The 4,305-nt window shown below is 71.0% G+C and carries 8 protein-coding genes and 1 pseudogene; all 9 read left to right on the forward strand.

The window, feature by feature from the left end:
- Positions 1-148 (forward strand): annotated as a pseudogene (locus C1J00_RS47410) (DUF2637 domain-containing protein); the annotation flags it as partial.
- Positions 149-167: 19 nt separating this feature from the next.
- Positions 168-362 carry a hypothetical protein gene (locus tag C1J00_RS39025; RefSeq protein ID WP_102913612.1) on the forward strand — a complete coding sequence of 65 codons (195 nt, stop codon included), beginning with the start codon at positions 168-170 and terminating at the stop codon, positions 360-362.
- 1 nt (position 363) lies between these two features.
- Positions 364-555: a mobile element transfer protein gene (locus C1J00_RS39030; protein ID WP_102913613.1), complete on the forward strand. Its 192-nt coding sequence runs from the start codon at positions 364-366 to the stop codon at positions 553-555.
- A gap of 13 nt (positions 556-568) precedes the next feature.
- Entirely contained in the window at positions 569-724 is a 156-nt protein-coding gene (locus C1J00_RS39035; RefSeq protein WP_102913614.1) for a hypothetical protein, read from the forward strand.
- A 23-nt stretch (positions 725-747) separates the two neighbouring features.
- Positions 748-1,065, forward strand: a complete 318-nt coding sequence (locus tag C1J00_RS39040; RefSeq protein WP_102913615.1) for a SpdD-like protein — start codon at positions 748-750, stop codon at positions 1,063-1,065.
- Between the two features lie 89 nt (positions 1,066-1,154).
- Positions 1,155-1,337 carry a hypothetical protein gene (locus C1J00_RS39045; RefSeq protein ID WP_102913616.1) on the forward strand — a complete coding sequence of 61 codons (183 nt, stop codon included), beginning with the start codon at positions 1,155-1,157 and terminating at the stop codon, positions 1,335-1,337.
- Positions 1,330-2,700 carry a replication initiator protein RepSA gene (gene repSA, locus C1J00_RS39050; protein WP_102913617.1) on the forward strand — a complete coding sequence of 457 codons (1,371 nt, stop codon included), beginning with the start codon at positions 1,330-1,332 and terminating at the stop codon, positions 2,698-2,700. Before C1J00_RS39045 ends, repSA begins: the two co-directional genes overlap by 8 nt.
- A gap of 2 nt (positions 2,701-2,702) precedes the next feature.
- Complete coding sequence (locus C1J00_RS39055; RefSeq protein WP_031108990.1) at positions 2,703-2,900, forward strand: helix-turn-helix transcriptional regulator; 198 nt, start codon at positions 2,703-2,705, stop codon at positions 2,898-2,900.
- Complete coding sequence (locus tag C1J00_RS39060) at positions 2,900-4,180, forward strand: tyrosine-type recombinase/integrase (RefSeq protein WP_102913618.1); 1,281 nt, start codon at positions 2,900-2,902, stop codon at positions 4,178-4,180. Before C1J00_RS39055 ends, C1J00_RS39060 begins: the two co-directional genes overlap by 1 nt.
- Positions 4,181-4,305 lie beyond the last annotated feature (125 nt).

Consider the following 4,305-nt stretch of genomic DNA (forward strand, 5'->3'; position numbering starts at 1 on the left):
GGTCCCGGCCGCGCTGGTCGACCACGCCCGCAAGGTCGCCGACGACCACCACGCCCGCACCGGTACGCCGATCGACACCGACACCCTGCGCGCCCGCCTCGGCGTCCCGCCCCAGCTCGCCGACGCCATCGCCGCCCAACTCGCCTGACCTCGACGGGAGACACGCCATGACCAGTGACCCGGCCGACCTGACCGCCGCCGACCACCTCGACGCCGCCCGCGAGATGGCCGCCGCGAACCGGCCCCTCCTCGCCCACCTGCTCGCCGAGGAAGCCGCCCGCCGCACCGCCGACCCGGCCATCGCCGCAGGTATCCGCGCCGCGTTCCCCGACCCGGCCCTGACCCGAGAGGAGACCGACTGACATGCCCGCTCGTGACCACTTCCACTCCGTGATGCGGATCGGTCCGGTGCAGATCGGCACCCACCGCGACCGCCACGGACAGACCAAGCACGCCGCCGTGTGCACCGCCGACCGGTGCGGCTGGTCCTCCGACTACGGAAGCCAGTCCGCCGCCCAGCTCGCCGCCCGCACCCACCGCTGCCGCGTCCGCTAGGAGGCCCTCCGCCATGGAAGTACCGCTCTGGCTCGCGCTGCTCGTCGTCGGCTACCTCGGCATCAAGCTCATCCGCCCGCCCGCCTGGCTCATTGCCGTCCTGCTGCTCGGCGGCTTCCTCCTCGCCGACAGCGTCCTGGCCCCCGCCATCGACACCTTCGTCAAGTAACCACCCCTGGAAGGGAGTTCACGATGTTCCGTCCGAAGATCCCGACCATGCCCACGCCGACCGGCCACGTCAGCCCGCCTGTCGTGGTCGAGCCGACCGCTGTTGTCCCGGCTGCCCAGACCCCGCCGCCCGCTCCGGTGGCCCCGGCCCCCGCGCGGGCCACCGTGCAGCTCACGCCTGGTACGGCCCTCGCCCTCGTCGGGGGCGGCACCGCCGTGGTGCTGGTCGTCGGCGCTGTCCTGGTCTCCATGCTCCTGGCGGTCGCCATCACTGGCATCTCAGTCGCCGTCTGCGCCGCCGTCCTGCGCTCCCTGCTCGCCTCGGAGACGAAGCGGCGCTGACCGGCCCCCCGGAGCGGCCTCAACCGCCAAGTCTCGTCCGCTCCGGGCGCCGTCCCTGTCCGATCTCACAACCGGAAGGAACCCCCAGCATGACGCACCCCACCACACCGACGGCCCGCATCTGCCCGAACTGCGACGGCTTCGCCACCGCCGCCATCACCACCGGCCGCCGCGACAGGCACGGCCACCGGCACACCATCACCGCCAATTGCCCGGCCTGCCACGGCCAGGGCACCGTCCCCGCCCGTGCCCGGGAGAGTGCGCGTGCCTGACCTGCTCGACCCGACCACCCTCGGCGACCTGCTGAGGGTGGCTTCGGCCCCTGACTATGACCGCTGGCACGAGCAGATCCGCCGCACCGGCGGCTGCGCCGACCCCATCCACCTCACCGGCTGGACCCTGACCAAGGACAAGACCACCGGCGAGACCCTGCACCACTACACCACCGCGAACGAGCCGGGCGGACGCCTCCGCGTCGCCTGCGGCAACCGCCGCGCCTCCCGCTGCCCCTCCTGCGCCTGGACTTACGCGGGCGACACCTACCACCTCATCCGCGCCGGACTGGCCGGAGACGACCGACGCGACATCCCCACCACCGTCCGCGACCACCCCCGCGTCTTCGCCACCCTCACCGCACCCTCCTTCGGTCGCGTGCACAACCGGTCCGACCACGGCGCATGCCGCTGCGGCACCCACCACGCCGCCGACGATCCCGCCCTCGGCACGGCGCTCGACCCGGCCACTTACGACTACGCGGGCGCTGTGCTGTTCAACAACCACGCCGGGCAGCTCTGGCAGCGCTTCACCAACCGGCTCCGCCGCGAGATCGCCGCCCGCGCCGGCGTCACCCAGCGGGAGCTGAAGGAGTGCGCCCGCCTGTCCTATGGCAAGGTTGCCGAGTTCCAGAAACGCGGCGCCGTGCACTTCCACGCCGTCATCCGCATCGACGGCCCCAACGGACCCGACACCCCACCGCCAGCCTGGGCCACGGTCGATCTCCTCGCCGACTCAATCCGTGCAGCTGCCGCGCACTCCTACACCTCGGTCTCCGTCCCGGCCGCCGCCGACCAACCGGCCCGCACCTTCCGGTGGGGCACTCAGCTCGACGTCCGGCCGGTGAAGGCCTTCTCTGACGGTTCCGACATCACCGAGCAGGCCGTGGCCTCGTACGTGGCCAAGTACGCCACCAAGGCCGCCGAGACGACCGGCACCCTGGATCGCCGCATCGGCGAACTCTCCGAGCTCGACCGCCACGGCGTCCCGGACCACACCCGCCGCCTCATCGAGGCCTGCAAGCTCCTTGACCCCCTCTACCCGGACCGGCGCCTGTGGGCCTGGGCGCACATGCTCGGCTTCCGCGGCCACTTCTCCTCCAAGTCCCGCCGCTACTCCACCACCCTCGGCGCCCTCCGCCAGGCACGCGCCGACTACCGCGCCGCCCAGGAACACGCCGCCCTCGGCCTGGACGACGTCGAGCCGGACACCGTCCTGGTCCTGGCCGACTGGCAGTACGCCGGGCACGGCCACACCCCCGGCGAATCCGCCCTCGCCGCCACCATCGCCCGCGACCTCCAACTCAACCGCGAAACCGCCCGCGAAGCCCTACGCGACCAACTCATCGAAGAGGAGTGGTGACCATGGCCTCAGAGCTGCCGAACCGGTTCCTGACGCCTGAGGACCTGGTCGAGATGTTCGAGCTGCCCAGCGTCGAGACCGTCTACCAGTGGCGCCGTAAGCGCACCGGTCCCCGCGGCTTCCGAGTCGGCCGGCATCTCCGCTTCGACCCGGATGACGTGCGGGCCTGGGTGGACTCCCAGCTTGGGGAGGCTGCCTGATGGCCGGGCACATCCAGGACCGTTGGTACCGGACCGAGGTGGGCGCGGACGGCAAGACTCGCAAGGTCAAGACCGACCGCCACGGCACTGGCATGCGCTACCGCGCCCGCTACATCGGCCCGGACGGCACAGAGAAGTCGAAGAGCTTCCCGGACAAGCAGAAGCGTTTGGCGGACACCTGGCTGACCAACGTAGAAGCCGACATGGCCCGGGGGCAGTACATCGACCCGAGGGCCGCTCGCACCACCTTCCGCGAGTACACCGACCGTTGGCTGGCCGCCCTCACGACCGATCTGACCAGTAGGGCCGCCGTGGAAGGCAGGCTCCGCCTTCACGCCCTGCCCTACCTTGGAACCCGCCCCATCGGTTCCTTCCAGCCCGAGCACATCCGCGACTGGAACCGCCAGCTCGAAGACGTCGTAGCGTCCGCCCAGTACCGGCGCCTCATCTTCGACGCTGTCTCCTCGGTGCTGAACGCGGCCGTGGATGATCGTCTCCTGGCCTCCAATCCCTGCCGTGCTCGATCGGTCAAGGCTCCTCGTCCCGTGCCGTCACGTGTCCATCCGTGGACTGCGCAACAGGTCTTCGGCGTACGCTCCGGCCTCCCCGAGCGCTACCGGGCCATGGTCGACCTCGGTGCCGGGTGCGGCCTGCGACAGGGTGAGATCTTCGGCCTGGCCGTCGACAACATCGGAGACCTCGGCTGGCTCTACGTGCGCCAGCAGGTCAAGAAGGTTCGCGGCACGCTGGTCTTCGCCCCGCCCAAGCGCGGCAAGCTGCGTGACGTCCCCCTCGACCCGGAGGTGCGGGCCGCGCTCCGTGAGCACATGGCGGCCTTCCCTCCCGTCGACGTCACCTTGCCCTGGCTGACCCCGACCGGCCCCAAGGTCACACACCGGCTCCTCTTCACGAGCGGCATCGGCGCAGCCATCTGGAGCCAGGCGTTCAACGATCAGGCATGGAAGCACGCGCTCGCATCTGCCGGCATCATCCCGACCCCGGAGAAGGGCCAGCGCTACGCCGCCGCCCGCGAACACGGCATGCACGCCCTGCGGCACTTCTACGCCTCGGTCCTCCTGGACGCCGGAGAGAGCATCAAGGCCCTGAGCCTCTACCTCGGCCACAGCGACCCGGGCTTCACGCTCCGCGTCTACACGCACCTCATGCCGTCCAGCGAAACCCGGACCCGGAAAGCCATCTCAGCGATGTATCGGGCCGCCGGTCACGCTCATGACGGCCCGGAGACGCCCGACGGCCCAGAGACGGCCCAAGCCGCCTGACACGGCCCCTCATCGGCAGGAAAACCGCTGGTGAGGGGCACTTTCATGCCCTCTCGCGGTAAGTAACACCCCATCTTGCCGTACCGCCACCCCTGGGTGGAAACGCGTAGGGGTGGGGGGCTGTG

This window comes from Streptomyces cahuitamycinicus (assembly GCF_002891435.1).
In the GTDB taxonomy this organism is placed as follows: domain Bacteria; phylum Actinomycetota; class Actinomycetes; order Streptomycetales; family Streptomycetaceae; genus Streptomyces; species Streptomyces cahuitamycinicus.